This is a genomic window from Thalassoroseus sp. (assembly GCF_984380535.1).
On sequence record NZ_CFHRBF010000012.1, the window covers coordinates 93,373 to 119,189 of the forward strand.

22 protein-coding genes and 1 tRNA gene are annotated in these 25,817 nt (G+C 54.2%); 7 read left to right on the forward strand and 16 right to left on the reverse strand.

Annotated features, from left to right (window positions below; translation table 11 throughout):
* Positions 1 to 388: 388 nt before the first annotated feature.
* The 4 genes from AC5DDB_RS17390 to AC5DDB_RS17405 form a co-directional block, all read right to left on the reverse strand.
* Positions 389 to 1,693 carry a hypothetical protein gene (locus tag AC5DDB_RS17390; RefSeq protein ID WP_491741016.1) on the reverse strand — a complete coding sequence of 435 codons (1,305 nt, stop codon included), beginning with the start codon at positions 1,691 to 1,693 and terminating at the stop codon, positions 389 to 391.
* Between the two features lie 43 nt (positions 1,694 to 1,736).
* Positions 1,737 to 2,021 carry a hypothetical protein gene (locus AC5DDB_RS17395; RefSeq protein ID WP_491741017.1) on the reverse strand — a complete coding sequence of 95 codons (285 nt, stop codon included), beginning with the start codon at positions 2,019 to 2,021 and terminating at the stop codon, positions 1,737 to 1,739.
* Positions 2,022 to 2,124: 103 nt separating this feature from the next.
* Complete coding sequence (locus AC5DDB_RS17400) at positions 2,125 to 5,397, reverse strand: protein kinase domain-containing protein (protein WP_491741018.1); 3,273 nt, start codon at positions 5,395 to 5,397, stop codon at positions 2,125 to 2,127.
* Positions 5,398 to 5,722: 325 nt separating this feature from the next.
* Entirely contained in the window at positions 5,723 to 5,980 is a 258-nt protein-coding gene (locus AC5DDB_RS17405) for a hypothetical protein (RefSeq protein WP_491741019.1), read from the reverse strand.
* Positions 5,981 to 6,301: 321 nt separating this feature from the next.
* Here AC5DDB_RS17405 and AC5DDB_RS17410 point away from each other — a divergent pair, with 321 nt between their 5' ends.
* Together AC5DDB_RS17410 and AC5DDB_RS17415 are read left to right on the forward strand one after the other, a co-directional pair.
* On the forward strand, positions 6,302 to 7,837 hold the full coding sequence (locus AC5DDB_RS17410) for a P-loop ATPase, Sll1717 family (protein ID WP_491741020.1): 1,536 nt from the start codon (positions 6,302 to 6,304) through the stop codon (positions 7,835 to 7,837).
* A gap of 30 nt (positions 7,838 to 7,867) precedes the next feature.
* The gene (locus AC5DDB_RS17415) at positions 7,868 to 8,239 is read left to right on the forward strand and encodes a hypothetical protein (RefSeq protein WP_491741021.1); all 372 of its coding nucleotides are present in this window, start codon (positions 7,868 to 7,870) and stop codon (positions 8,237 to 8,239) included.
* 170 nt (positions 8,240 to 8,409) lie between these two features.
* On the opposite strand, the gene AC5DDB_RS17420 is transcribed toward AC5DDB_RS17415, so the two are convergent.
* Positions 8,410 to 8,715, reverse strand: coding sequence for a TIGR02996 domain-containing protein (locus AC5DDB_RS17420; protein ID WP_491741022.1), 306 nt, complete (start codon positions 8,713 to 8,715; stop codon positions 8,410 to 8,412).
* 838 nt (positions 8,716 to 9,553) lie between these two features.
* On the opposite strand from AC5DDB_RS17420, the gene AC5DDB_RS17425 reads away from it, so the two are divergent.
* The 3 genes from AC5DDB_RS17425 to AC5DDB_RS17435 are packed head-to-tail and all read left to right on the forward strand — an operon-like array spanning position 9,554 to position 10,898.
* The gene (locus tag AC5DDB_RS17425) at positions 9,554 to 9,916 is read left to right on the forward strand and encodes a hypothetical protein (protein ID WP_491741023.1); all 363 of its coding nucleotides are present in this window, start codon (positions 9,554 to 9,556) and stop codon (positions 9,914 to 9,916) included.
* 43 nt (positions 9,917 to 9,959) lie between these two features.
* On the forward strand, positions 9,960 to 10,415 hold the full coding sequence (locus AC5DDB_RS17430) for a transposase (protein WP_491741024.1): 456 nt from the start codon (positions 9,960 to 9,962) through the stop codon (positions 10,413 to 10,415).
* 21 nt (positions 10,416 to 10,436) lie between these two features.
* Positions 10,437 to 10,898 (forward strand): hypothetical protein, encoded by a 462-nt coding sequence (locus tag AC5DDB_RS17435; RefSeq protein ID WP_491741025.1) that lies wholly within the window; start codon positions 10,437 to 10,439, stop codon positions 10,896 to 10,898.
* Positions 10,899 to 12,278: 1,380 nt separating this feature from the next.
* Here the strand turns inward: AC5DDB_RS17435 and AC5DDB_RS17440 are convergent.
* From AC5DDB_RS17440 to AC5DDB_RS17450, 3 genes are all read right to left on the reverse strand, one after another.
* Positions 12,279 to 14,903 (reverse strand): serine/threonine-protein kinase, encoded by a 2,625-nt coding sequence (locus AC5DDB_RS17440; RefSeq protein WP_491741026.1) that lies wholly within the window; start codon positions 14,901 to 14,903, stop codon positions 12,279 to 12,281.
* A gap of 100 nt (positions 14,904 to 15,003) precedes the next feature.
* On the reverse strand, positions 15,004 to 15,750 hold the full coding sequence (locus AC5DDB_RS17445; RefSeq protein WP_491741027.1) for an RNA polymerase sigma factor: 747 nt from the start codon (positions 15,748 to 15,750) through the stop codon (positions 15,004 to 15,006).
* Positions 15,751 to 16,018: 268 nt separating this feature from the next.
* Positions 16,019 to 16,207 (reverse strand): integrase core domain-containing protein, encoded by a 189-nt coding sequence (locus tag AC5DDB_RS17450; protein ID WP_491741028.1) that lies wholly within the window; start codon positions 16,205 to 16,207, stop codon positions 16,019 to 16,021.
* A 74-nt stretch (positions 16,208 to 16,281) separates the two neighbouring features.
* Here AC5DDB_RS17450 and AC5DDB_RS17455 point away from each other — a divergent pair, with 74 nt between their 5' ends.
* Positions 16,282 to 16,680: a serine/threonine protein kinase gene (locus tag AC5DDB_RS17455; protein ID WP_491741162.1), complete on the forward strand. Its 399-nt coding sequence runs from the start codon at positions 16,282 to 16,284 to the stop codon at positions 16,678 to 16,680.
* Positions 16,681 to 17,241: 561 nt separating this feature from the next.
* Here the strand turns inward: AC5DDB_RS17455 and AC5DDB_RS17460 are convergent.
* The 3 genes from AC5DDB_RS17460 to AC5DDB_RS17470 all read right to left on the reverse strand — a co-directional run bounded on the left by AC5DDB_RS17460 (position 17,242) and on the right by AC5DDB_RS17470 (position 18,402).
* The gene (locus tag AC5DDB_RS17460; RefSeq protein WP_491741029.1) at positions 17,242 to 17,418 is read right to left on the reverse strand and encodes a hypothetical protein; all 177 of its coding nucleotides are present in this window, start codon (positions 17,416 to 17,418) and stop codon (positions 17,242 to 17,244) included.
* Positions 17,402 to 17,959, reverse strand: coding sequence for a hypothetical protein (locus AC5DDB_RS17465; protein ID WP_491741030.1), 558 nt, complete (start codon positions 17,957 to 17,959; stop codon positions 17,402 to 17,404). The genes AC5DDB_RS17460 and AC5DDB_RS17465 overlap by 17 nt, the downstream gene beginning before the upstream one ends.
* Positions 17,960 to 18,084: 125 nt before the next feature.
* Positions 18,085 to 18,402, reverse strand: coding sequence for a hypothetical protein (locus tag AC5DDB_RS17470; RefSeq protein WP_491741031.1), 318 nt, complete (start codon positions 18,400 to 18,402; stop codon positions 18,085 to 18,087).
* Here AC5DDB_RS17470 and AC5DDB_RS17475 point away from each other — a divergent pair, their 5' ends adjacent.
* Positions 18,403 to 18,654 (forward strand): hypothetical protein, encoded by a 252-nt coding sequence (locus AC5DDB_RS17475; protein ID WP_491741032.1) that lies wholly within the window; start codon positions 18,403 to 18,405, stop codon positions 18,652 to 18,654.
* 616 nt (positions 18,655 to 19,270) lie between these two features.
* Here the strand turns inward: AC5DDB_RS17475 and AC5DDB_RS17480 are convergent.
* The 5 genes from AC5DDB_RS17480 to AC5DDB_RS17500 all read right to left on the reverse strand — a co-directional run bounded on the left by AC5DDB_RS17480 (position 19,271) and on the right by AC5DDB_RS17500 (position 25,691).
* A tRNA-Pro gene (locus AC5DDB_RS17480) sits at positions 19,271 to 19,344 on the reverse strand.
* Between the two features lie 367 nt (positions 19,345 to 19,711).
* Positions 19,712 to 21,307, reverse strand: coding sequence for a sulfatase family protein (locus AC5DDB_RS17485; RefSeq protein WP_491741033.1), 1,596 nt, complete (start codon positions 21,305 to 21,307; stop codon positions 19,712 to 19,714).
* 41 nt (positions 21,308 to 21,348) lie between these two features.
* The gene (locus tag AC5DDB_RS17490; protein ID WP_491741034.1) at positions 21,349 to 22,659 is read right to left on the reverse strand and encodes a Gfo/Idh/MocA family oxidoreductase; all 1,311 of its coding nucleotides are present in this window, start codon (positions 22,657 to 22,659) and stop codon (positions 21,349 to 21,351) included.
* A 133-nt stretch (positions 22,660 to 22,792) separates the two neighbouring features.
* Complete coding sequence (locus AC5DDB_RS17495; RefSeq protein WP_491741035.1) at positions 22,793 to 23,569, reverse strand: M90 family metallopeptidase; 777 nt, start codon at positions 23,567 to 23,569, stop codon at positions 22,793 to 22,795.
* Between the two features lie 139 nt (positions 23,570 to 23,708).
* Complete coding sequence (locus AC5DDB_RS17500) at positions 23,709 to 25,691, reverse strand: HEAT repeat domain-containing protein (protein ID WP_491741036.1); 1,983 nt, start codon at positions 25,689 to 25,691, stop codon at positions 23,709 to 23,711.
* Positions 25,692 to 25,817 lie beyond the last annotated feature (126 nt).

Below are 25,817 nucleotides of genomic sequence, written 5' to 3' on the forward strand. Positions count from 1 at the left end.
GCGACGGCGATCGCAGCGGAATTCACGGCAAATCATGCAGGCTCCCAGATAGGAACTATCTGGAGTGGGGCGGCCACGTTCTTCGATGATGGCACCGCCCTCTTGCCACTCGATCGGTGCTAGGTGTGAAGCCCGGTTGTGGTGGCGTGACGATACCAACTGACCGAACCAACCACCCCGAGCCCGTCGCACTTCCGCGCCGGGTTTCTTTCTTGCCGAACATCACACGGGAGAGCCAAAGGAACGCTTCAGGCCATCGCGTAAGTATTGGAGATGACTGTCGACGACTTAGTTGCCGATCGGCGGATTTACTTGCCCACGGCGAATTGACGACGAAACCGACAATTCCCGCCCGGTGGTTGTGATGGCTGTCACCGGGCTTTTTCATTTACTCGTCCAACGGGTTAGGAATTTCTTCCGAAATTCGCTCCAAATCGGCGTGCCGCAGAAAGAAATAGAAAGTCGAATCGACCAGTTGGAGTAACTTGCTGGTTCTATCGTAGTCGATGATTGGCGGCGTAATATTTTTGTTAGCCTGCAACTTTGCAAGATTGTGCAGCAAATTACTCATATCGGAACCTCGAACATCTTCTCCCCGATGATGTTCAGCACGTATCCGCTCTTGGATAGTCGCTCTTCGCATGCCGGACGCAATTCCATCATAGCCTGCGTCTAGAAGTACTTTTATCAGATAGTATGGCAAGAAAAGAGGGGCAAGCCCGTCTTTCGAAGAGGTGCTTACGTTGCCGGCAGCAATTGATTCCAAAGCACGTTGATGCCTAGCTGCATATTGCTCAGCTTTTGTTTCGATGGCACGATCAACCAACTCAAGATCTTCTATGTGAAGAATCGTTGCGCCTGCCTCACAGATACCAGCAAGCTGGCAAACTTCTTTCAATAACTCTTGAAAAACTCCGATGCTTGCGAACGACGCGTCACTGCATTTTTTGATCAATTGATCGCAAAGTGTAATATTGAGTTCTGTCGCCCCCTTGCCAGCGACAAGCTCAAACTCACTCTCCGTCCAAGGTTCGACAGGAACCTCGGTAACACGGTCTAATAAGTCTCCATTGAATTGAATTAGGCGATTCTTTTCTCGCCAAACGCCGAGGATAACGAACTGGACTCCGAGTTCCTGGAATGTTCGCAAATCGAAAGCAAATTGCTGTTGCTTGTTATCATCAAGGTAGTGGAAGTTCTCTAAGATCACGACAATCGAGTCACGAACTCTATGAATCAACTCAGCCACATCTTGCGGTAGCTCTAAATTGAATGGCACCTCTTCATAAGCAGTCTTTTCGCTGCCAGTCGATTTGGCTTCTGTTTTCACTGATGCGTCGCCGCCACCCAAAAACGGCACGAATGCTTTAAAGCCAACGGACGTCGCTACTCCGGCTTGTGTAGCACTTGATTCTTCAGCGGCCGTCTCAATTCTAATATCCAGCTGGCGGAGGATAGCGTTGTAGATGTCGATAACATTGGTTCGCGGCGTCAAACTGACGACGATGTTTTGTTTGTACGGTAAATACTTCGAGACTAGCGCCGTTTTTCCTTGCTTAGATGATCCATAGACTACGATCTGACGATCTGACTCCAAAGCCGCTGTGAATTTGTCGTCAACGGCGTCACGGACGATATAGGATCGCACGGGCTTCGCCGATACGCCGAAAACCTCTGGCAATAGAATTGACATGATTATGACCAGATTCCCAGTTTTGGATTTCAGAAAGACAACATTATTCCCGTTTCCTACGGTGTTGCCAAGCGTTCACGTCGACTCGGACGCTCCTCCAACCCGCTGGCAAGTTGTCGCTCAAGTCGTGCCCACCACCAAGAACCAACACCGCCGGTGATTCTCCCGCCGCGACGATCCGCCGAACCCTCTCGTCTTCTCTGTGTTCCTTGTCGGCTTCAGTGAACCTGTCCCGCAACGGAAAACCCAAACGCAGTAACTCCGCATTATCCGCCGGCAGAACCTGTTTGACTTCACCTGCGACGAGCAGCTGCCCAGCAGCCCCCATTTCGCGACGATCATATGGCGATGGGATCTGGCGGCACTCACGTCAGCAAATTCTTGGACGTTCTGCGACAGTTGACGTCCATCGATCAAGTCGCGATTTCATTTCATGGCGACTCTTGCAGTGAGTCGGAAGACTCATCGGCAAGGGGTGCAGCATGCCAGAGTCTGATCATACCCCCGCGGCCATTGTTCCCATCACCACCGGCAGCGAGCACACGACCATCGGCGCTGAAGGCCATCGCTTGGAGGTTGTGTGGTGCTCCCACAAGAGTAAGCATTTCATCGCCCGTCGTGGCATCGAAGATTGTCAAAGTGTTTTTACCGCCGGACACGAGCCTTCGGCCATCTGGTGAAAATGCCAGGGCATTGCCATATTGCTTTCGGATCGTCCGGATTTCTTGACCAGATTTAGCGTCCCAAAGCTTGAGTACTCCGTCGGCATCGACGGACGCAATACGCTGACCGTCTGCACTGAACTCGACATCGTAGAGCCGGTCGAAATGTCCTTTGAGCGTTAACAGCTTTTTCCGCTCTTCGAGACCCCAAACGTTGACCACGTCGGGACTGTAACCCGCGACGGCCAAACGCTGGCTGTCCGGGCTGAAAGCAATGGCATAGATTTGAGATAGCTCCGATTTGATTGTCCAGATTTCCTCTGTTGTATTCGTATCCCAAATGTGGACCTGATCCGTATTCCAACTTCCTGCAGCGAGCAACTGGCCGTTGGGACTGAAATCGATGGCGCGAACACTGTCGGGCGGATTGAACTTGATTACGTCTGTTGGGGTGCGGACGTCCCAGCTGATGACATTGCGACCTGATTGCGATGCCAGGCGTCGCCCGTCCGGACTGAATGCGATCCGGTATGAAGCCTCAATCGGTATTGCTTCGGCTTTCGTTTTCAGATTCCAAAGTCCGGTTTGTCGATAGTGGACGTAGGCCAGCAAACGTTCCTTTGGAGAAAAGTCGATATCCTGAACCGACCCTCCGAATAGCATGGAGACGGGAGTAGCATCTTGGTTCGTCGCGTCCCAAATCTTGATACTGCCATCTTTGCTGCAGGATGCGAGCCGCTGACCGTCCGGACTGAAAGCCACGGCAACTGCGTCGGTGTCGTGCCCTTCGAAAGTCGCTAGTTTCTGCCGAGCGTCGATATTCCAAAGGTGAACCGAGCCATCGACCGTGGTGGCTGCAATTTGCTCTCCGTTTGGGCTGAATACGGCGTTTCGAAGCATCGAATTCGAAGAGATTAACCAATGTTTCTTGCCTGTGGCGGCATCGAACATTGCTAACGAGCTTCCGCCGGCTTTGAGCAACCATCGGCCATCCGGACTATAATCCACGCTGACGTCCATGCCGATATTCACGGAATCGAAGGAAACTTCGACGTTGCCAGTCGCGATATCGAGAATACATGAGGGTTTGCTGGCGATGGCGACGTGCAAGCCATCAGGACTAATCGCCACGGCGGTGGGCACTGCTTCTTGCCCGGAGAGATTGGCCAGCAAGTTGCCAGCTGTTGCGTCCCAAATGCAAACTGATTTGTCCCGGCCGGACGTGGCGATCCGCTTTCCGTCCGGACTGAATGCAACGTCCGTCAAACTATCAGTGTGAGCTTTGATGATTGCGCCAACTTTGAGTTGGCCCCCTCGCAATGTCTGCAATTTCTTCCCGGACTGCGTCTCCCAAAGAATGATGTTTTTGTCGTAGCTCACGCTGACGAGTTGCTGACCATCCGGTGAGAAGTCGATCCCCGTCACATGACTGCTATGCCCTTCAAGTGTGTGCCGAATCGTCCAGCTTGCGACATCCCAGAGTAGAATCTTTTTGTCGTCGCTGGCCGAGGCGAGCAGCGTCCCGTCAGGGCTGAATACGACGTCCGTCACACCGCGTTCATGGCCTTTGAGCGTTGCCAGTACGGCTTGGATGTGGCGATTCAGGTAATGCCACTCGAAGCCGCGGAGGTCCATACCGGCGGTTTGATTTGGATTAGTCCTTTGCAAGCGGCGGCGGACACTATCGAAGTCTCGGTTCAGAAAATCCCGACTGGCGAGATTCATTTCGGCCTGGTAATAAACACGATAAGCGTTTCGGAATTGTTTCTCCGCCTTTAAGCGAGCCGCGTCGGCGACTTTCGTTTGTCGGTCCGCTTCCGCAGCTCTCTGGTCAGCGACTTGTTTGGCCGCCAAAGCGGCTTCGGCCTTTTTCTCGGCGTCCTGCCGCTTCAATTCCGCTTGCTGTCTCGCTTGATCGGCTGATCGCCGTTCGCGAAGAGCCTCCGATGCCTTGTCTTCGGCGATCTGCTTCTGCTCGGTGGCTTCGATCGCTTTGGCCTCAGTGCGCGAACGTTCCAATTTCAGCCGAGCGGCAAATACTGCCGAAAGTACCGCCACGCCGAACAGCATTGTCGCGACCGTACCTAGCAGTCCAGCGATGGCGGGGTTTCGTCGAGCCCAGCGCTGCACCCGTTGCAGCGAAGTCAACGGGCGGGCGGTAATCGGTTCGTCGTCCAAGAAGTTCTGTAAGTCTTTAGCGAGTTCTTGGCAGGATGCATAGCGGTGGCCAATTTCTTTAGACATTGCTTTTCGGCAGATGGTTTCCAGGTCTCGCGGAATGTTTGTGTTAATCGTTGTCGGAGCAGGGGCTTCCGAATTGGCAACATTGAATAGCACGACCGCAGCTGTCGTGCCGCTAAACGGCGTTTGGTTGGTCAGCAACTCGTAGAGTACGACACCCACGCTGTACTGGTCGCTAGCCGGACCGACATCATCCTGCTTGCCGGCGGCTTGCTCAGGCGACATGTACGCCGGAGTGCCTAAAACATGCCCGTCCTGCGTAAATTTCTCGGCCGACTCTTCTAGACGAGCGATGCCAAAGTCCATCAGTTGCGGCTCATCGCGGCTATCGAGCATCACGTTTTCAGGCTTGACGTCGCGATGGACGATGCCGTTCTCATGAGCATAATGCAATGCATCCGATAACTTCTGCACGATACGGGCCGCGCGCTGGAAATCAAGCGGCTGCTCATTAACTTCGTCGGCCAGCGTCTGACCCTCGATGAACGCCGATGCAATAAAATATTGCTCGCCAATGCGGCCAGCTTTAAACACTGGCACGATGTTCGGGTGTCGCAACCGCGCTGCGGCTTTTGCTTCTCGTAGGAACCGTTCTCGAGATTTCTTAGACTTGAGTGTATTGACTGTTGGTAGCTTCAGTGCCACATCGCGGTCCAGTTCCGGATCATACGCGCGATAGACCTCCCCAAAGGTCCCCGAACCGAGACACCGCCCCACTTCAAAGCCGCCGATCTTTCGCGGAGGCTCTGACGGCCCGTGTGAACTAGTGGAGCCGATGGATGTTGATTGGGTCCTTGACATATCGTGGGATTCGGTCTTTCTTAGCCGAATCGCTCGGCTGCACGACGAACACGATACCTTCTCCCGCGGTATGTCATCATCAAGGCGCTGCATGTGACGACAATCTGGATAAGGACAACGAACTCTGCGTGGCATCACGGTTTCCTAGCGAGTTGCGTCGGCGAACGGCAATTGCTTGAATGCCGCTACACTGTAACTAGCAACAAACAAGTGATCAAACACACCAGTCATTCATTCGTTACTTCGGATCCGATCGGGCAGATAGCTCCATCCTGTCTCGTCTTTACGCTCGCCTCAGCGAGCCTGTGGAACGTCTCAGAACCAATCAGCCATCCTGCCAAACCTCGGAGACGCCTAAGGCACGCAGGACGGCGGTTTGCTCGCGTTGGACCGCATCAACACTCATCAGGAACTCGGTGTACAACTCGTCGATCTCCGCCTCGGTTGCAACGTCCGGGAGCTCCGCAGCGAAGTATTCCCTCGGCACGAAATGCCAGTCGGCGATGTGAACGATCACATTCGAGCCTGCAGCGTGGACCGTGACCGAGGCGACTTCCAGCAGTTTGGCGAGCCGATCGACCAACGGATCCTGTTTCGGTTTTGGAACGGCTTCGGAACAGCCGACGAACAGGATGCGAGCAACATTGAACGCATTGTCCGTTCAAACTGCCTCAGTTGGACAAAAACCGCAAGCGACCTTTTTGCTTTCCCGGCCATCAGGTCGACATTCTCAGCGCCGACGCTGGACGTGGCGGTAATCCGTCAGGCTAACGACCATCACGAAGTGTTCCAACCTCTCATGATTAATGCCCGTGGCGACTTGATTTCGAAGCATTCTGCGATTAACTAAAGAGCACGCTTTGCACAACTGGCAATCGTCATATTAACGAAGTTGAGAGACCAAATGAACATTCTCGAATGGATGGAGGTTGGCAAAGTTTCTGCAGAACGTGACGACAATTTGGTTAACTATTTTTATGACAATGGCGTACTTCGCACTGTATTGGACAGTAAGTCCTCGTTTCTCGTCTTGGGACGTAAAGGTGCGGGCAAGACAGCAGTCTTTCGGTATCTTCAGGAAAATCCGAAGGAATATCTAACTGACAATGACGTATTAGTTTCGCTCTCATTCGAAGATTACAATTGGAAGGTTCACTCGCTTCTTACAAACACCGAAACGGCAGAATCTTTGGCCTACAAGCAGTCTTGGCGATTCGTGATTTTGGTGGAAGTCATCAAAGCCTACGCATCCCACTGCAGTAATCGTGGAGAAACAGTCCCAAAACCAATTCTCAAAGCAAAGAAGCTTCTAGAGAAATTGTTCGACCATCCACTTCCGAACATCTACCATCTAATCGGTAGAAAGCTACTGAAACTCTCGAAGATTAAGCTTCCTAAAGCAGGCCTTGATTTTGAAGAAGGTGAATTTGAAGGCGTCAACGTAGCTGGTGGAGAAGTATCGTTCGATGAAGTTGCAGCCGACAATGACATACGAACTTCTCTGGCCCAAAACATCTCGAACCTCATCACATTTCTCGATGCATCTATTGTAAAATCCAAGCCGCTAAAGTCGCGAACAATCATCTGCTTCGATCGAGTTGATGAGGCTTGGGACGATGTCTCGCTGGATGTTTCGCGGAAAGTCCTTGCTGGATTGGTCTCCGCTTGCGACTCCCTAACCACTAGGTACGACGGACAAGTTCGTCCAATCGTCTTTCTACGTGAAGATATCTTCTCGGTCTTGCCACTAAACGATTCCAATAAGCTACGAGAAGACTGCGGAGCACTCCTCAAATGGGACCGTGACGACTTGATAAAGTTGCTGTTGCGTCGAATTTCGTTCTTCGCAGAACAAAAGGGAGTGGATGCTATCGACGATTTTGAGGCATTGTTTGACAAGAAAGAGATGCGGCAAAGATCGAAACCGCCGAACTACTTGCTCAAACGTACCATGATGCGACCACGAGACATGATTTGCTTCCTTAGTCGCACGATTGCCGCGATGCAAGACCATGCCAACGATCCTTTCGAAGACACGCCCGAAGAGTACACGCATCTCTCCGTTGAAGCGATCTACACCGCGGAGCCAGGCTACTCAGAATGGCTTCGGCAAGAATTACTCGATGAGTGGTCCGTCCAACGCCCTCGCATTCGGCAACTGCTTTCCGCAGTGCAGAACCACGGTTCAACCCAATTTGCACGTAGCGACCTTGAATCGCAACTCAATTCATTAGGCGTTGTCTATTCGCAGACCGAAATCGTTGACGACCTGAGATTCCTGTTTGCAAATTCCGTCATCGGATTCAAAGTCGGTGCCTCCACAGCGTGGCGTTATCGATGCTTTAATCCCTCACAGGGATTTATTGAATCGGATGCTTACAAAGTCCACGATGGACTGATTCGTGCTTTGAATCTTAAGGAACCTCGGGATTCTGTTTGAGATCGACGCGACCAGCTTGCCGACCGGGCTATGCGGATTTACCGTTTCGAAATGGGCGGCCTATCGAGCTATCGACGGCAACGGGACAAGGCACAGCGGAAAGCCAACCGTGACCGCAGGATTCACGCCCTACGGCTTTCCGTCCGAATGACCGACCGAAACGTTTACGACGTCGTGATTCGCCCGCAACGCGTGATTCTCGCTTACGACGGCCGCGAAATTCGACGAGCCGATCCCGGCCGACGGATGAAATGGTGTTTGGTAACCAGCGGCGATTCAGTCGTTCTCGGCGAATACGGCGAAGCGATTGTAGAACGCGTGATGATCGAGGAATCGACGCCCACGGTTGAAGCGGCCAAGGTGATCACGTCCGCAGTGGATTGGCTGGCGGGTCGGTGTTGACTGTTGGCCTGGTGCAGTCGCAAAAAAAGTCGGGCTCCGGCCGCATTCCGTAGCGACTCTCGAAAGTCTTCCGGTACCGCGACGCCGGCAGCCGCGACATGGGCCCGGTTCCGGGAATAGCCGCACGAATCGGAGACCAGAAGCCCAGAATCGGGTTCGTGTTACCGTTTCTATTCCGAAAGCGGTGGTGGCTCCGTGTAGTTCAGTTCTCGCCGCAACTTCGCGCGGCTATCTAAAAGATGAATGCACCGAAGGAATGCGTCAGTTGGCAGTCCCGGCGGGATCACATGCACGAAGTCGTCATTGGACTTTTCGACTGAAAGGCCATTGTCACTCAATTCGCACTCGACTCGAACGAGCTCGTCGCGTGTATCAATCTGTTCGTCCAACCAATCAGCATAGATCAATCGCGGCATATTGTTGACCGGATCGTCGACAATCCCCTTGATGAAGTCGATTGGATCTTTTTCGGTCATCGGGACACCGCATAGGTCGGAGGCGAATTGGCGACAGCTAGGTTCGTGTCCCCTGCATATGCGGCAGGATCGGCTACGGTCCGCTTCGATTTTCAAAGGATGCCCACACCTTTGTCGCTTGCTCACTGCACTGGCTCCTCAGTGATCCCCAATCGAAGTGCTTTCAATTTGCCGAATCCGCTGCAGGGTCGCAAGGGACGACGGCGTTGGCCATCACTAGAGGCCACAAACCGCGACGGTCGATCGACTGCTGATGAACCGGAACACGAGCAACGCGCGTCGATCAAGTTGAGTTGACGGGCTTATTTTGTGTATATCCGCCCCTCGACTACATCAAACTGAAGTCTCGTTTCACTCTTGATGCTAGTTATGTTTCAAGAAGTGATTGAAACTGAAACTATAGAAGTGATTGAAAGCTAGTTTGAACTAAAATCAAACTTCGTTGCGAGTTCGCAACAAGTCGTTCGCAAAGTAAGTGCAAAAGCCAAAACCCCGTAGAAATGCAGCCAAAACGAGAAAAGAACGCCAAAGTCACCAACATCGCCAACAAACTAGTATCACGCTTTCCCAAGACGACTCTAATTTCCGAAGACATGCCTAGTTTTTGAGACTGACAGGTTGTTTGGAAATCTATTTCTAAGAAATAGGCCCGCACCTCTCATATCCGGGTCGACAACTCGCCTGGATCGCGTTCTATTTGCCACTCGTTGACCACCATGTCTAATGACGGAATCTTAGCTCGACTTATGCCAGTTTGGGTGGAATTGAATTGCAAAAATGCGGACTCTGGGAGAGGGTTGAGCTGTCACAACTTGACCTTTTCTGAACGGAGTCCGCAATGGATCAAGGTCCCCAGGTGGCTGAAGATTTGATGGTACGATTCTCGCCTGCATTCACCCAGCCAACGGCCCGCCGAATGCTAGCAGTGACTCTAGCAACCATCATCACTATTGGACATCGTACGCTGACGGCCATCTTGATGGTGGCCTCGGGTTTATTGACGGGCCATTTTAGCACCTACTATCGCTTGTTTTCCAGGCCTGCTTGGTCGACGTGGTACGTTGGTCGAATACTAGCCAACATCGTCATCGAGTTAGCCCCCCCCCGGATGAACCGATCGGACTTGTCGTCGATGACACGACCACCGAACATCCGGTTGCAACGTCTGGGGCAAGGCCAAGCATCGCGATGCAGTCCGTAGTTCTCACAGCCTGACCAAGCTGATTTTGGGAAACAAGTGGGTGGTGCTAGCTGTCACAATTCGCTCCCCCTGGACGAATCGGCCATGGACGTTGCAGGTGCTGTGTGTGCTGTATACTCCGCCGGAAGTCATTCGGCGTCTCGGTCGCAAGCACCGCACCAAGGGCGAATTGGCACGCATTCTCACCAGACGAATGCTGGGCTGGTTTCCTGAGCGGCGTTTTGTTTTGACTGGCGATGGACAGTACTCCACCCACGAGATGACGCGATTTGCTCACGCCTATCGCCCCCACTTGACGTTCGTAGGACGATTCTACGGCAACGCAAATTTGTATGCCCCGCCGCCCGAGTGTTCCGGTAATGGTCGGCCTCGCGTCAAAGGTGCGAGGCAACCCAAACCCGAAGAATTAGTCCAAACAAAACGCGGTCGCACAAAGCAAGTGGTATGGTATGGCAGTGGCAAGCGTCAGGTGAAACTCATTCGAGGGCAAGGCCGCTGATACAAACCCAGCTTTGGTCTCGTGCCGGTTTCATTCGTGTACGTCGAAGACATGGAAGGCACGCATCGCTCCGAGTATTTCTATAGTAGCGATCCGAGTTGGTCGGGTTCTGACATTGTGGAATCCTATGTATCTCGGTGGGCGATTGAAGTCACGTTCTGGGAATGCAAGGTCAGGCTAGGACTCGGCTCTCCCCGTCGGTTTAGTCGACTCGCCGTCGAACGAGTCGAACCGTGGCTCATGAGTTTGTATAGCCTCGTGAGTCTGATCTATCATCAACATCAAACAACACATTCGGTCACAATTCCGAGTTGGCCATGGTATGAGAAGTCCCAACCAACGTTTAGCACCGCTCTCTCGGAAGTCCGCAGACTCATCTGGAACGAATGGGCTTTTGAGCAACCCCAATATGTCGGGGCTGTCAAGAAACTCCCGCACGACTTCAGAGATTACCTACTCAAACGCCTCACTATGGCTGCCTGAATTAGCAAAAGTCGAGCTTAGAGACACTATCGTTATCGTTTTCCTCTTCATCGCGATAGGCGATTCTGGCCGAATAAGTGCGATTCCCACTGAACATCTTCCGGATCGACGAGATGAAGGACTCAATCCATGAGATCTTTGGCAATTCAAGCGCGAAACGGAATGTTTTAGCCGATGAAACGACACCAAAATTCCGTACGTCTTCAGGCATATTGAAGCCCATTACGGAGCACGCACGAAACGGTTTTTGGCAACACTCCAGACGAGCTTGCTGCTGAGCTTCTGAGTCGAAAATTTCGGTCAACGAGTGAACTGGGATGGCTTCCATAACCGCACAATCGAACACGATGATCTCGTTATTCGTGCCCGCTTTCGCATTCGATCTCGCTCGCTCGAACAACGGGTTCAGCTTGCTCAGCGGCTAGCACCGGAACAAACCCCGCGACTAACACAAACACAAAGCCAGACCATCCATACCGCGTCTCTTCGAAGCTCGCAGTATGATCGTGACCTTCTTGATTCGAACCAAAGCTGCCTTCCTATCTGTCGACATCAACCATTCCATCCTGACTACGCCAGTCGCCCTACGCCGAGACCGCTGCGCCTCCATTGCAATTGTTTGTTGCTGTTAGCTGATTCGATCGGACAGAGGTTGCCAGAACGCTAACCGATATCTTCGGCGTGTGTGATCTGCCGCAGATCGTCGTGCCAATGTGCGATTTGTAGTCCAGCTTCCACCAATCATGAGCCAGCACGACAAAGACGGAACCGCTCTCGGCACAAGCCTAACGACCCGCTTCTTGCAGCGGCTCGACGAGCACGGGCAGTTCGACGCGAGGATTGTTGAGGAACCGCCCCGCCGTATTACGATTCGCCGATTTCATGTGCTCACGAACCAAGCGTTCATAACGTCGCTGAAGCCGCCGATCCTTGACTGGCAAAAGAATCCCATCCAGCCAACTTTGGACAATTAACAAAGAGACGTGCAGAGACTAATGGCATTTATGAGAGTGGAATTCTGCTTGGAGTTTCTCGACAACGCTGTCACGACGAATGACTAGCCCCTCGGTGTCATGCCGGTTTTGGACTAATCTCGTCTGCTTAAAGACAGTATCTGCGACAGTGTTTGTCAACGTCTTGTTGCGCATTCCTGCGTTAAAATTGCAAAACGAGCAGTGGAATTCGCCATGGTGAAGCGTTTCGTTATACACATCGGCAAGCTTTCGTGCTGACTAACTCGCCGGGACAATCATCTTCTTTCTAGTAAGCAACCGTCGTGTACTTTTCTAGCGCTATTCTGCGGACCGCGTTTAGCCGTTTTGATTCGAGCATCGATCGACGCTTTCGCTCTGGCATTCTATGTGAAGCCGTAGGTATTCCCTAGCGGTGCTGCACACTATTCCGTTGGCGAAACGCCTGCCGCGTCGTGTCCTTGTTGAGAACGTAATTGAGTAACCATGCCCCGATTGGGGCGGTAATCAACCAACCGGGATTGACCGGTAGCAGCCCAGCGATCGCTCCGAGTTGCGTCCATCCGTACGACTGGAGTTTCCGGAGACTTAGTCCACCAGCCAGCATCGCGCCACCAACCAGCAATCCGGGAATCGGAATCCAAAAAAATTGGTCGATGTCGGAGATGCTCAAATACACTCCAATGGCAACGAGATTCCCGAGGAGCATCAGGATGCCGGTGAAGCACATGACGAGTGCCGGCCCTTCGACCTCAGCTTGTACTTCGGTAATATCCAAATCAGGCGGATTTTTTGAACCATTCGACTTCTCCGAGTCGGCTTCCGCGATGGGCTTACTCGAAACGGATTCGCGGCCTCTTTGCTCGGCGGCACGCGCGAAGGCGGCCGAGACGGGACGCAAACGGAGTTCGGTTGCCGACATAGTCTCGATGCTCGGCCGACTTCCGGCCATCCGGGCCAGCATTATGCCGTAAACGATGAGTCCAACCAATATGCCGACGACGATGCAGGGAATCGCGTACCAGGATGGCCCCCACGCATTCTGGAAGGACAACCAAGCAACGAGCAGCCCTACCGAGCCGAACGGAATACACAACAACCAGCCCAGGCTGGCGAACCAGACAAACTTGCTCCAACGGTTTTTATGAGCCGGACAAACTGGGCAGGCAATCCGCTGACGCTGTTCAGTGAAGGCTGCCACGATCAAGCCCGGGAAAAAACCGAAGATCATCCCGATGACCGTCAGAATTTGAGCCCACTGGGCCTGATAGCCGAAGTCTTTGTTGATCCGGTCTTGGGTCTCGGTTCCGCAGACGATGCATAAATCAGGGAGTTGGTCGCGTTCGATTTGCTCCCGATTCAAAGTCACCCAATCGCGACCGCCCGAGAGCATTGAACTTCGTTTCGTCGGTAGCGACTTGGCGGAACTCGTCGATTGACCAGAAGGACGGCGGGAGCGACGCCGCGAGAACGAAGGCTGGGACAACCACAACCGCATGTCCCAGGCACCGACAATGAGGAAGGAAAGGCCGATTCCTATACCAATCAGGCAGCCGTCATGCCACAGGGTTGTTGCACGAGAAGGGTAGTGATGGTGGTGGATGATCGCAGCTCCACCGAGGACGACAGCGATGACACCGAAGGCGAACATGCACCTGGGACGCCAGCGCGGAACGGATCGCGGTGTCCCGGTCGCGAACAGGACGAGGGCGAATATAAAACAGACGCCAGCGTGAACGATACCATAACCGTCCTGGTAGCCGCGTTTCGGTCCGGCAATCTCATTGCTCCATTCGGTGGCCGTATACCACACGCTGAAGACATTGGCGATACCTGCTAGGCACAGCAGGATCGCTGCGATGGCCGGGGCGGAGGGATGCGTGAGTCCTCTCGCGATGCCGCCGCCTCGCACTCCCCTTTCGACCAGCCAGCCGGCTGCGTCCCCTAGTAACGTGGACGGGCCGGGCCAGGCCACGCGGGGCGTCCAAACCGTGGATTGGCCGAGGCCACCCGATTTCCGGTAAAGTTGATAGATGTCCTGCGCCAGTTCGCTGACTTCCTGATACCGCCGATCCGGGTCGCTTGCCAGGCATCCTAGCACGATGCGATCCAATCGCGAATCGAACGAGGAGCCTTTCGAGGGCGGCTCGAAGTGGCCCCGCGGCACCATGCCCGTAAGCATCTCGTAAAGCACAACGCCAAGCGAATAGATGTCCGCCCGATGATCGACATGATGCGAGCCAGCCATTTGCTCGGGAGCCATGTAGCGGGGTGTGCCCATGACCTGATGCGTCGCCGTAAGCGTGAAATTCTCGGGCGTTTGGATCGCCAGTTTCGCCAGGCCGAAGTCGGCGATTTTCACCCGGCCTTTGCCATCCAGGAGGATGTTTTCCGGCTTGATGTCGCGGTGTACGATGCCTTCATCGTGGGCGTATTGAAGCGATTCGCAGACCTGCGCCACGATCGCAAGCGACTCATCGGGCGTCAGATCGCTGGATTCAATCCACTCCCGCAGGTTCGCGCCGTCGACATACTCCATGATGAAGTAGTACAGCGGCCGCGATTTCCCGTCCTTCTCCGGCGATTGAGGATCGCGGACAACATGGACTTCACCGAAGTCATAAATGCTGACAATGTTCGGGTGGTTCAATCGGGCTAGAGTGCGAGCTTCCCGCATGAACCGCTCGGCAAATGCTGGATCATCGGCGGATTCAGGACGGATAACCTTGAGTGCGACCATCCGATCCAACTTTGTCTGCCTCGCCTTGTAGACAGCCCCCATACCACCGTGACCAAGGAGTTCGAGAATTTCCAAAGATGGAAAGTGTTCCGCCAGTGAAGCCACAGTCGAGGGAGTGAAGCCGCCGGGAGAATCCACAGGCATGGGAGTTGTCGGCGTGTAAGCGTTGCCGTCCGACCGTTCTTCGGCGTTGCTGTCCAAGGCCGCCGCCATCAAGCATTTCGGACACATGCCTTCCGTCATTCCGGTCGGCAAATCGGCACCACAATCTGGGCAATGGCTTGTCTCGGACACGTTAGGAATCTCCACAGCGGGAAAGATGGTTTCGGTTCTAATGTCTCCTTCAAGAAAACCGGCGAACGATTACAGACTTTTTGCCCATTCTGAGAAATTTTCACGTTCCCAAAACGGCAAACAGGTTGTGGATCTCGTCCTCCACCCCGTCGGGACGATCCAAGGTTTGGGCAATCTCGTTCCGCAAAAGCTCTCGATAGCGAGTTCGCAAACGGTGGGCCGCCACCTTCGCGGCCCCGGAACTGATCCCAAGTGCCGTCGCAGCAGCGTCATGAACCTCGGCCGACTTTGTGCCGGATAGGAACGGTTTAAGCTGCTCGAAGTGGTCGCCCTTGCCCTTGGCGATGCACTCGACTTTAAGTTGCTCCAAAACGCGACCCAAAAGCGTGATCGCCCACTGCCGTTCAAAGACACGTTCTGCTGTCAGGGTATCCGCCGGTTCAAGGGAGTACCACGATTCCCCCGCCGGAAAATCTAGTGACAACTGAGTTGTCGAGCCTCCCCGTTTGGCCGCCCGATTTTTGTGCCATTCGTTGATCAGAAACCGCTTGCAGGCCGTGAGCAGAAAGGCCCGAAACCGCCCCCGATTTGGATCGGCAGTGCGGAATGTCTGCTTCTCCAGCAACTGCCCGAAGAACGCCTGCGTAAGATCCTGAGCTTCATGAACATCGCCTAAACGTCGCCGAACGTAGGCGTAAATGGGATACCAGTACGCTTGGCACAACTCGGCCAGCGCCTTTTCGGACACGGAATCGTCCTGCTCGCCGGCAGTGAGCACGAGACTCCATCGGGTCGTAGCGAAGTCGGAACGATCTGACGTCGAGGAGTTGTGCTGAGGATAAGCCATGCCGCAGATTCTACCTGATCCGCCAAGACAAAGATTGAATAAACGAGTTTTTTCGTCGACTCCCAATCATCAAATAGAAGCAAAGTATGAACTTCAAAGCCGTCCGTTCCGTTCCAAGGGAAGTATAGATTTGGGTTAGTGGTTTATGTGTAACGGTACTCTACGATTCTGGTGTCTTTTATACCTTCGCGAAGCGCCGTCTGTTACCTGAATGCTTCAGATCGGTGATGTTCAAGAAGAGTCACATTCACAACGGCAAGCATCGTTTTCACTGGCAAGAGCATAGTCGGCATGTTTTGAGATCCTTGCCTGAAGTTGTCTGTTGCACGTCTTGAAAAGTTGTAGCAACACACAGAACTGTGAACTCAGTTGAGGTTTGATACTCCAGTGAGCTGTGCGGACGATGATGGTTGTAGTCGTCTCTCCATGTACCGGTCAGTCTCCTGGCAGTATTCAACTTTTTAACTCTTCGATAGCTAAGAACTCATCTCGCAGACGACTATCAAAACTCTTGGCAAAGCCGTTCTCCCAATCCTTGGCACACCAGCTTACATGTCGCCCGAGCAAGCCCAGGGAGACCAGACCGAAGTTGGCCCCGCCAGTGATCAATACTCGCTCGGAGTCATATTTTATGAATTGCTGACGAACCAGCTGCCGTTTGAGGGGCCGATGCACGTTCTGCTACTCAAGGTAACGTCGCAGGGACCGCCCTCGCCTAGAAGCATCTCACAGATGGTGCCGCAAGATCTGGAAACCATCTGCCTCAAGATGATGGCCAAACAGTCGACGAACCGCTTTGCCACTCTCAAAGCCGCCGAAGACTTGCGACGCTATCTTGATGACGAGCCCCTGCTGTCTCGCCCCATTACGAAACGCGAACGTATGACGCGTAAGCAGAAGCCGAACGTAAAAAGACCGAAACGGCACTAAAAAAAGTTGAAGTCGAGCGCGCGAAAACGGAAGTGGCATTAGCCAAAGCAAAAACCGAACGGAGCAAGGCGGAAAAAGCGACGGCGGAAGCCCAGACCGCTGAAAAAGTCGCCGTTGCGGCCGCATCGTCTCGGCAGGTCATGATGGTACCGCGAAGGTCTGGGACGCTCGCAGTGGTCAGGAGACTCTCATGCTCCTCATAGTAGAATCAATGTCGAACGACTTGCAGGCCCAGTCTCGACGCCCCAATAGTTGGCTACGGATTCTTCGCATTGGTCCTGACATTCATGTCATTCGCAGGGACCCCTTGTATGACCCCTGGGCGGAGGATGCTGCACGGAGGGCCGCGACGGACCCGGCTTTCTTCCCTTTCCAGGGCATCTTGTTCGCACCACCGCCGTCCGACACGATTACGCGTCTAACGTTATTTTGACGGGGACGTTCGGCTGCGAGAACTCTAAGTGACGCCGATCGCGTCGGTTCTTAAGTACCGACCTTTCTAACGTCGCACATGCAATAGTACATTGAACTTGATGAATCGCAGTCGACAGAACGCTGCTTTTACGGTTCGGTCGGCGGGGATTGCAGTGATGGCAGAAAGCTCAGGAGGTCCGTCAATTCTTCGGCCCTCAAGTCGCGGGCGAGCAAGTCCGGCATCAGTGACTTTTCCGCCGGGACCAGTTGCACAACATCGGCAGCCAAAATACGGACGTCTTTTCCGTCAGTGCCGCGGAGCACGACCACCCGATCCGTCCGCTCGATCAGCAGTCCAGTAACCACGCGGCCGTCTGCCGTCTGCCGTCTGCACGATCCAGGTGCGGAACTTCTCGTCGATGACCGCGGAGGGGTCGAGAATGCTTTCCAGCAGTTGGCGACGCGCGAGTCGCTTGCCGACGTCGTCTAGTCGCGGTCCGACGTTTCGTCCTTGATCGCCGAGCTGATGACAGTTTCGGCATTGGACACCGGTGGCGTTCAAGAACAGATCCCGGCCGCGTTTTGCATTACCGTTGAGGCTAAGGATCATCGCCGGATCAACTGATTCCCCCAGCCGTTTCGATCGTCGCGATTTCGGCAGGAACCGCTCGAGTAGACCGCGGATGTGCGGCGGCGTGTCTGCGGTCGCCGCTTCGATAATCCGCTGTTGTACTGCGGGCGGTAGCGTGCCCTCGTCGAGTGCCCTCAGCAACTGCAGGGCACCGCTCGTCGAAGCCAGTAGTTCGTCGACCGCCGATTCATCTGTCCGCAGTCTTGCCAGGAATGTTGCTTGGTCTTTCCGCAATTTCCGGACAGCCGGTGACGGTTGTTCCGCGGGTAGCGAGGCGATCCACTCGCGTATGAGGTCAAGTCCGGATTCATTGATGACGCGTGAGCCGACATGCGGCTACGGTCGAGCGTCGCCATCCGCTAGAACAGCACGCTGCGGTCGGGATCGCCAGCCGCCACGATTTCCGGAGCGAACAGTTCGAACGTCACCTGCGTTGGGCGTTCGCCGACGAGGCCCGTTCGCTCCAGCGTCAACTCGCGCCGCACTTCAAAATTCGCCTTCCCCCCGCCGCCACCGATGTGGCAATGAGCACAGTAAAGGTCCAGGTAAGACCGCGCCCGGGCCTGCAAATTAGCACCGGTGTCGGATGGATCGGTCAGCGGGTACGGCTGGACCTTGAGTTCCGCGAGCAGAGCGCAGGGGTCTTCGAACAGCCCCATCTCGACGAAATCTGTCAATTGATTCCGTCCGGAGTCAACCGATCGATCGAGCTGCTCGACGCGAAAGCCTTGAATCGAGCCGCTGCGGGTCGTATGACAGACGAGGCATTCCGTCCGGCTCGCGAACCGCTACGTCTGCTGGCGGCGGCCACCGGGCATCAACTCGTCGACGACGTGGTAGATTTTTTCCGTTCCGCCTGGCGGCACGAGTTCCGCATCGGTGCCGTCGTAGTTCCAGGCGAACGTGTATCCCCCCAGGTTTCACTGTAGGGAGACTTGCGGAACGTTGGTTGCTGTCACGCCGACGGACCCGGCGGCAAGAGGTGCCGGGCACTTTGGGATGACGCGTCATCGTAACCCGAGTCATCCGTGCAGGTCAAAACAGCTACTTTCACTGTCATCCTGGTCGAACAGCCGTAGGAAAGAACATTGACATCCTACGCTGACGGCACGCTCAATGTGAATTTCAACGGCGCGGACACGTTCTTCCGATCAGCTCAACGGGTAGTCCAACTCGAACACGGCTGCGGTGACTAAGCATCTCCCGGCACAAAATGTTCGATTCAGAGGATCTTGAACCGGGGGGGGAGTTAAAAGTGTTGTCGCAAAGAACAGACATCTACTCGGTCGCATCCGGGCAGGCACTCGAATAGGTTACTGCCGGAGAGAGTATCAGTTATGGGGATGGAAATCCGGGGAATTCGTAGCTCGTCACCGATAGAAAAGAGTGACATTGCGACATGTCAGGTAAGTGGATGCGTCCAACGGGCAAATCACCATTGACAGACCGAATTTCGCCAAAAAGGTATCACCAAGGTCTAAAAACGAAAAAAGCCGCTTTCGCGGCTTCGTCGTAACCTGTTGTCTAGATTTGCTTTGCATTAAGTCGGGACGACAGGATTTGAACCTGCGACCTCTTGACCCCCAGTCAAGCGCGCTACCAGGCTGCGCCACGTCCCGTTTTTTTGCTTTAGGGGAGCGGTGGATGGTGGGTTCCGCTCCGCATTGCTGTTTTAGTGGGTTGGTTCGTTGAAATCAACACCGATCGCTGCTTCAGTGGGGATTCGCGTTGATCTCTTCTGGTTGTTGAGTTTGAGAGACTTCTAGATTGACACATTGCCTCCATCAGGGATTCGGCGTCCGAGCTGTGTGAGCACTAACGTGAATAGTGGGTGGAAGATGTTGGCGGTCAGTCTTTTAGTCCTTGGTGTTTGGATGTGCTCTTGTTGGTAGTTGATCTTGTTTTTGGCGGCTTCAATCTTGGGGAAGCCGGACGATCGAGGCGTTGCTGCGTCTGCTTTGGAGATTGCAGACGGGCTCTGTCCGGTTACTCTTTGGCATTCGGTTTTGACGAAGGCGTTTCGAAATCGGTTGGGTTGACCCATCCGGCTTTCAAGTCTTCGCCTTCTGTGTAGCGCTGATGGAAATTTTGGCCGCCGGGGCTGGCGTAGATGTAGCGGTCAAAGATCTCGCCGTTGCCCTCCATACGTGGATCTTGCTGTTCTTTCAGACGTTGGGTGAGTTCATCGGTAAGGGCTTTCTTGACCGACTTGAACGATGGCACGTTTGCCAGATTGGTGACACAATCGGGATCGGTGTGCACATCGTATAGTTCTTCCTCAGGGCGATGGCCGAAACACATCTCCCACCATCGGGCGTCGTTACGTTTCCGACGGGCATCGAGGACTTCGGTTTTTGTCGCTCCACCATCACAATTGAGGTAGCCGGTTTCCGGGTTGCCGGCGGGCCAACGGGTGGGCTCGAAATTCTTGATATAGAGTTTTTCGTCGCGAATGATCCCACGGATTGGGTAGCCCCAATCGTGTGGGCGACCGATGTCATGTCGCTCTTTTCCAATCAGTACAAAGTCGCGAGCGGGGTTGATCTTCCCCGATTGATTCGATGCGAAGATATCGCTGAGACTCCGTCCGGTCAGTTTGGCCATTTGGCTGTCTTCCAACGAGATGCCGGCAGCTTCGAGGAAGGTAGGGGCCAGATCGATAAAGCTAACGTAATCGTCGACAACTCGGGCCTGACCTTGGATTCCTTTCGGCCAGCGAATCGCGAGTGGAATTCGGTTTGAGTCATCGTACGCCTGACCTTTAACGCGTGGGAATGGCATCCCATGGTCAGACGTAACAACAACTAAAGTGTTCTCAAGTTGCCCCTTGGATTCGAGCAGATCGAGAATTCTTGAGAGGTGCGTATCGAAGTGCTCGACTTCGATTGCGTAGTCAAGCATATCGTTTCGGACGGTTTCGTTGTCCGGCCAATATGCAGGTACGTGATCAATGTCGTCGATTGACTTGCCAAATCGTTTCCCGCTGCCGTACTCGTATCCGCGATGGGGTTCGGTGGCACCGTACCAGAAGGCCCATGGTTTTTCGGGCGACGTTTGTGCGAGGAAATCCGCAAAGTTTGCAGCGTAGTCGTTATTTGAAATGGCCCGTGTTGAGGGCTTCGCTTTGCGTTTGTCGAACTTGGGACCTGTCATCAAGCGGCGGTTGCCATCTGCGTCTTTGGCGATGCCTGGTCCCCAACCTTTGCCAGTGGATCCCGTCGTGAAACCGTTTTCCGCCAGTGCTTCCATGAACCCCTTGAATTTGGCGGGAAAGAAACACCAGTGATTGGCAGCTTCTTCCAGTTGCCAGGAGTTCCGGCCTGTCAGAATACATGCGCGCGACGGGGCGCACTTGGCATTGGGAGTGTAGGCGTGCGTGAAGAGAATTCCTTCACGGGCTACACGATCGAAGCCGGGCGTCTTGACCCAACCGCAGTCGTAGGCACTTGCGTGACCGTAGGACCAATCGTCTGCGATTGCGAACAAGATATTGGGCGGCTGATCCGCCTCGACGTGAACTGCGAAGTTTATCACGAGGAGGCAGACTGCCAGCCCATACGTCCATCGATTTTGAAGATACATCGGTGAGCGCTTCGTCCCAAAGTTCGATTCGAAATTGGCTATTAAACGGTTGGTTCCCAACCGGTTTCGTATTCACGAGCCCACATCGTCATGGCTTCTTCGTCGTTCAAAATGTGCCCGTTTTCTGGGGAACATTCAATTGTGCGACCGGTGCGTTGAGCGATGTTGCCAAGGTGGCATAGCAGGGTGCTTTTATGGGCCGACTCGATCTCTTGATTCAAGATCGAGGGTTTGTTCTGTCGAATTGCCTCGACGAAGTTGGCGATGTGCTCGTTATCGCCGCGATGGCCGTTCATCTTGTTGACTTCTTTGCCACGTTTGTCGTATTGGATGAACCCGCCATCGGTGAGTTCGATCGTGCCATCGGTTCCGTGAAATGTCACGCCGAAGCCAACGCGATTGACTCCCATACGATTGCAGGACAAACCTTCCCACATGGCTTGTTTGCCACCGGGGAACTCGAAGTTGACGACATGCGTGTCTGGGGTTTGTTGGTCGTCGTCGAAGGCATAGCGACCGCCGGACGATGTCACTCGCGTCGGATAGTCCGCGCCAAGTCCCCAGCGACAAAGGTCAAGAGCGTGCACGCCGTTGTTGCCGAGTTCGCCGTTACCCCAATCCCAACGCCAGTGCCAATTGTAATGGACGAGGTTGTCGATGTACGGAACACGCGGTGCGGGACCTTGCCAAAGTTCGAAGTTCAAGTGAGGCGGCACTTCGGCAGGTTGGCCGACGCCGATGCCGTTGCGGGTGTTGGAATACCAGCCACGGGAGTAGTAAACGTCTCCAATGGCCCCGGACTGAATCGCTTCAATCGCAGGAATGATAGCGGTTCCACTACGACGTTGAGTCCCCATCTGGACGGCTCGTTTGTACTTACGAGCCGCAGCGATCATGAGTTCGCCCTCATGCGGATTGTGACTGCACGGTTTCTCGACGTAAACGTGTTTGCCGGCCTGACAACCGAGAATCGTCGCTGGGCCGTGCCAGTGGTTCGGGGCGGCACATACGAGTGCGTCGACCTCGGGGTCATCGAGAATTTTGCGGAAGTCGCTGATGGATTCGGGTTCCTGACCGTCCATCTTGCTGATGAGATCCAGACAACTGGCTCGTCGTGTTTCATCGACATCGCATAAATATTTGACCACAACGTTTGGTTGCTTCGCGAACGTCGTTGCCAAGGAGCGACCACGCGACAACCCCATCACACCGACAACCACCCGCTCTTTGTCAGCATCGGCATCAGCAGCGGATACAAACGCACCGGGGAGCACAATCGCGGCTCCACCTAGTGCGGCACTTTTCAGAAAATCACGCCGTTCTGCGGAAGGAGCGTTGGAAGAATCGTTCATGAGTCGACTTTCGAATGAAGAAACTCGCTATGGAATTTGAGCACTATTCTGCGCGCACTAATCAGTGGCGGCTTATGTTATTAGAATCGAGAAGCGTTTGAAGAGCAACCAACCTCTGGCCGACTTTGAAAAATCAAAAGAGATTCTCTGCGGATTGTGGAATCCGTTCACTAGGATCTTGCTGGTAGAATTCGCGGAGACACGTATACCACTCGGGGTGGTAGCGCATGAAGGCGTGCGGGCACTCGAAAAACGTCTCTGTCGACACCGCGAAAAACTCGCCACGATTGGTGGCGCCGTATGAATCGAGGAACGTAGCGTACCCGTGTTCCACCGCCTGGACCAGACGAGCATACTCGGCCTGAATAACGGCTTCCCATCTCCGATATCTCGCGGCAGACGTTAGCGGTGGCGTCCCATCGATGAAACCGTCGAGCATATCGAGAACGTGTGCGATCTCATGATAAACCACGTTTTGCCCGTCGCCTGGATGACGACTTCCCTGCAAGACCAACGGCCAAACATACCGGACCGGACCACCCATCAGGGCTTCACCATGCACGACACTGAGTTGCTCGGTGACGACACCATGGTGGCGGGACTCCCTCGGCTTCGCTTGGCTTTGGGGATGAACAATGATCGTCCGTAAACGATCTAAATAGTCGGTCCGGAAGCCCATCACAACGACACCGATCTGAGCCGCGATCGTCACCTGAATCTCGGTGGAAATGGACAGTCCGTCAAGTCCTTCCCAGTATTTCTCCGGGATGAAGATTTGCATCCAACGGTCGAGCCATTGCCGATCCGTCTGGGAGAGCCATCGCAGTGACGGAACATTGACCCGGAGAATCTCATCCCAGTCCGCCGGAACCGCATTCGATAGCCGACTTTTTCGTCGACGTTGTTTCATCCAAGAGAAAAACACGAGCGGACCGCGGGTGGATGGTAAATAGTGAGAACGAATTCCGGTCAATGCCCCAACGGGACTTGCACACGAATTCTACGACGTTCTTCGGAGAATCACCAACCACCAACCGCGAAATTGGACGTTACAACGCCGTGACTTTGGATTTCGTGATGGCTTCCAAAGCGTCTTCGGCTGCATCGGCCACTGTCGTGAAGCGGTAGAGTTCCCAATCGCGAACGAGTTGCGGATCGACACGGATCGCCAGACCGTTCCGCCAAAGGATTTGGCTCGCACGGTCGTTGACAACGTCCGTCAAATGGGAGACTGCAGTTTTGCCAAACGGGCCTTGCTCGGCGAGTCCGCGACAAGCAATCAGACGAACCAGCAATTCCTCATCGCTGAGGCTCGTGATGAGTCGATCGATCACGAGTTCCGAGTCGAGCGGCGACCGGGCCAGCAGACTACATGCCATCGCCCGAACTTCGCTTCGTTGATCCGACTGACCGATCTCATAAAGCTCAAGTCGCTGTGACTGCGTTAACTCCAATTTTGCGAGCAACTGCAAAGACTGACTTCGAACGTGGGCGGATCGCGACGACTGGAGCACGCCGAACAGAACTTCAATCGTGCTTGCATTGTTCGGAGCCAATGCAGCAAGTGTCCGGACCATTTCAAGTTGTACGCTGGCCGATTTGCGTTTATTTTCCCACCACTTCAGAAGGTCGGGAAGCATGGGTGAGGCAGTTGGCCCGAAGGCACGGATAGAAACGAGAACCTCAGCTTGATTGTCTGCCGATTCTTCGCGGTCGTTTAAACGCGACTGCAGGACATCTTGTATCTGAGACGTAAACTCATGGGCTTGGCCCAACCCGCGAATCGCCCAAAACCGTGTTTCGGAGTATTGATCAGCCGCGGCTTCCACAAGGAAATCGGTCGTTTGAACCGACTTCGATCCTGATAGTCCGGCCAATGCCGCTACCGCTGAAGCACGGTCCATATGCAAACCGCTCTGGAATCGGTCTTCCAGAGTTTCTGCCAAAACTTGTTGGACTTCCGGCGTGGTACGGGCTGCCATCTGACCGGCGTGAAATGCGACGGAAAGATTGCTGTCGTGGGTCAAACGCTCTAACACCGGCTTCAACTCCGAACTGTCGGCTCCACAATCGACGAGAGCCGCCAGTGCTATCGAACGCACGCCGGACCGTCGATGCATGGTCCAACCGACGAGTGTCTCCGAATACGGTTTGCCGGCTGTGCCGCACTGTGACATCGCTCGTAGAAACTGAACGGAAAGTCGGGAGTCGTGCCGGAACCGCTCGAGTGCCGCCACCAATTTCGAGGCAACAAGTTCCGAATCAGGGTATCGCGACCAATCGAACCGCAAGGCGTATTGCACAACTTCACTGGACGGATCATCCAGCGCCAGAAGTCGAGCATCGGCTGTCAACATGCGATACTTCGAAAGGGAACTGAAAGCCAAGTACCGCACGTTCTCACTGGAATCGGTGGTGGCTTGCCAGAACAACTCGTGGACGGCCGGGTCGCGTCGCAGGTTGTACTCGAGAATGGTGAGGACGGCGAACCGCACTTGCTCGTTCTCATGCTGCGAGAGTTCAATTAAACGAGCCACAGGCGGAGTTTGGCTGCGTTTTAAGATGTCTTGTGCGGTCTGGCGCACGGTTGCAACCGGATCGACCAACAGATCCAAAGAAATCTTCGTGACTTGTGGATCGTCTCCGGCCACCTCTCGCAACGCGTAAAGTGCATTGCCTCGCACTTTTGCCGAAGAATCCGCAGTACATTTGACAAGTTCCGGAAGTGCCGGTGTGGCCGACTTGCCGATCCGCGCCAAGGCGTACGCTGCGAACGCCCGTGTACGAACGTCGTCATACGCGAGCCCCTCACGCAATCGCGGGACGGCCTTTTCTCCGAGTTTCACCCATTGCTCGGCGGATTGTACACGGTCGGTCAGTGAGGCGGACTTGTCGAACATCGCCTCGAGTTTTTCGGAGTCTGTTTCGAGGAAACAAATCGACCAAACCGTAAAGCCGACACATAACATGCCAGACCAGGCCCAGAAATTCGGCCACGGTACGCGAATTACAAGTTGATCCGAACGCGACATGGAAAGGACATCCAAGGGTGGGGTTAGGAAGTCGTGGAGGGCAGGCAGGAGGCAAATTGGTGGGATTCGGCATAAACCGACTTTTGCCACTACACACTCTACACGGTTATTCAACCCCGTGTCCAC

Excerpts from the sequence above, each read along its gene's own strand:
- AC5DDB_RS17390 (WP_491741016.1), bottom strand. The coding sequence starts at position 1,693 with ATGTCAATTCTATTGCCAGAGGTTTTCGGCGTATCGGCGAAGCCCGTG.
- AC5DDB_RS17395 (WP_491741017.1), bottom strand. The coding sequence starts at position 2,021 with ATGGGGGCTGCTGGGCAGCTGCTCGTCGCAGGTGAAGTCAAACAGGTT.
- AC5DDB_RS17400 (WP_491741018.1), bottom strand. The coding sequence starts at position 5,397 with ATGTCAAGGACCCAATCAACATCCATCGGCTCCACTAGTTCACACGGG.
- AC5DDB_RS17410 (WP_491741020.1), top strand. The coding sequence starts at position 6,302 with ATGAACATTCTCGAATGGATGGAGGTTGGCAAAGTTTCTGCAGAACGT.
- AC5DDB_RS17415 (WP_491741021.1), top strand. The coding sequence starts at position 7,868 with ATGCGGATTTACCGTTTCGAAATGGGCGGCCTATCGAGCTATCGACGG.
- AC5DDB_RS17420 (WP_491741022.1), bottom strand. The coding sequence starts at position 8,715 with ATGACCGAAAAAGATCCAATCGACTTCATCAAGGGGATTGTCGACGAT.
- AC5DDB_RS17425 (WP_491741023.1), top strand. The coding sequence starts at position 9,554 with ATGGATCAAGGTCCCCAGGTGGCTGAAGATTTGATGGTACGATTCTCG.
- AC5DDB_RS17445 (WP_491741027.1), bottom strand. The coding sequence starts at position 15,750 with ATGGCTTATCCTCAGCACAACTCCTCGACGTCAGATCGTTCCGACTTC.
- AC5DDB_RS17485 (WP_491741033.1), bottom strand. The coding sequence starts at position 21,307 with ATGTATCTTCAAAATCGATGGACGTATGGGCTGGCAGTCTGCCTCCTC.
- AC5DDB_RS17490 (WP_491741034.1), bottom strand. The coding sequence starts at position 22,659 with ATGAACGATTCTTCCAACGCTCCTTCCGCAGAACGGCGTGATTTTCTG.
- AC5DDB_RS17495 (WP_491741035.1), bottom strand. The coding sequence starts at position 23,569 with ATGAAACAACGTCGACGAAAAAGTCGGCTATCGAATGCGGTTCCGGCG.
- AC5DDB_RS17500 (WP_491741036.1), bottom strand. The coding sequence starts at position 25,691 with ATGTCGCGTTCGGATCAACTTGTAATTCGCGTACCGTGGCCGAATTTC.